Origin of the sequence: Methylobrevis pamukkalensis (genome assembly GCF_001720135.1) — a bacterium.
GTDB lineage: Bacteria > Pseudomonadota > Alphaproteobacteria > Rhizobiales > Pleomorphomonadaceae > Methylobrevis > Methylobrevis pamukkalensis.
The window spans coordinates 1-831 of the sequence record NZ_MCRJ01000286.1; the positions used below are offsets into that span (position 1 = coordinate 1).

The 831-nt window shown below is 66.8% G+C and carries 1 protein-coding gene; it reads left to right on the top strand.

Annotated features, from left to right (window positions below):
- The coding region (locus A6302_RS20545) for an integrin alpha (protein WP_210183430.1) at positions 1-831 on the top strand (831 nt) is incomplete at both ends.

An 831-nucleotide genomic window follows, 5' to 3' on the forward strand; every position in this document is an offset into this window, starting at 1 on the left:
CCTCCGCCGGCGACATCAACGGCGACGGCTACGACGACATCGTCCTTGGCGCGCCCTGGAGGGGCGGCTCCGCCTATGTCCTCTACGGCAAGGCCACGGGCTTTGCCGACATCACGCTCGCCTCGCTCTCCGCCGCCGACGGATTCAGGATGCTGGGTGACTACACCGGCTCCGACGACATGGTCGGAAGCGAGGTCGCCTCGGCCGGCGACATCAATGGCGACGGCTTCGACGACATGTTCATCGGGGCGGCCGGTCGCGGCAAGGGCGGGAACGCCTTCGTCGTGTTCGGCAAGGCGTCGGGCTTCAGCGATTTCACGCTCGCCACCATGGCGCCGTCCACCGGGTTCCGGATCGTCAACACCATCGCCGAAGACGGCCGCCTCGGCTACAACATCACCGGCGCCGGCGACGTCAACGGCGATGGCCTCGACGACCTGCTGATCGGCATGGTCGGCGGAGGGGACGCAGGCCTCGTCCATGTGATCTATGGCAAGACAACCGGGTTTTCCGAACTTGATGTCGCCACGCTCGCGCCCGCCGACGGCTTCACCATTTCCGGTGACACGCCCGGGGAGGGCTTCGGCTATGACGTCGCCTCGGCCGGCGACGTCAACGGCGATGGCATCGGCGACATCATCGTGTCCCTGACCAACAACGGTGACGAGGCCGGCAATCCCCCGCAGGCCCACGTGATCTTCGGCAAGGCCGGCGGCATGGGCAATGTCGATCTCGGCGCCCTCGCCCCCGACGATGGCTTCACCATTCGCGGCGGAGTCGACAGCCAGTTCGAAGGCGACACCCAAGCCTCGCTGGACTTCAATGTCTCGT